This is a genomic window from Streptococcus sp. DD10 (assembly GCF_001578805.1).
Classification (GTDB): Bacteria; Bacillota; Bacilli; order Lactobacillales; family Streptococcaceae; genus Streptococcus.
This window is the reverse complement of sequence record NZ_KQ969212.1, coordinates 1-379: the sequence shown is the minus strand read 5'-3', so window position 1 is coordinate 379 and position 379 is coordinate 1. Positions and strand designations below refer to the sequence as shown.

The following is a 379-nucleotide window of genomic DNA, read 5'->3' as shown; positions in this document are numbered from 1 at the left end:
AACATATCCATCGTGATAAACTGCACCTGTTGTCGTACTTTCAATGGATACTTCAAAAAGTGGTTTCGAATAGTGGTTTGGCGGCGATTATCAAGGAAGGTTATGAGTTCGTTGGACTCATAGTTTTGAGCCACAAAAGCGAGTTCCCCTTTCTTGAATCCAAACTCACCCCAAGACATGACGCTTGGGAGCTTGTCATAATGCTCCGTGAAAGTAAACTGGTCAAGCTTACGATAGACAGTGGAGGTCGACACACGAAGTCTTCTGGCAATATCCGTTAGAGACACATTCTCAGTTAGGAGTTGTGCAACCTTTTGTCGGACTAGATTGGAGATTTGGCAGTTTTTCTCAACGATTGATGTCTCAGCTACCGTGACTC

General features: G+C 44.1%; 1 protein-coding gene. It reads right to left on the bottom strand.

Going from position 1 to position 379, the window contains the following annotated elements; genetic code table 11:
• Nucleotides 1-379 (bottom strand): helix-turn-helix domain-containing protein (locus STRDD10_RS10135; RefSeq protein ID WP_156468668.1); only part of this gene is annotated, 379 nt, incomplete at both ends.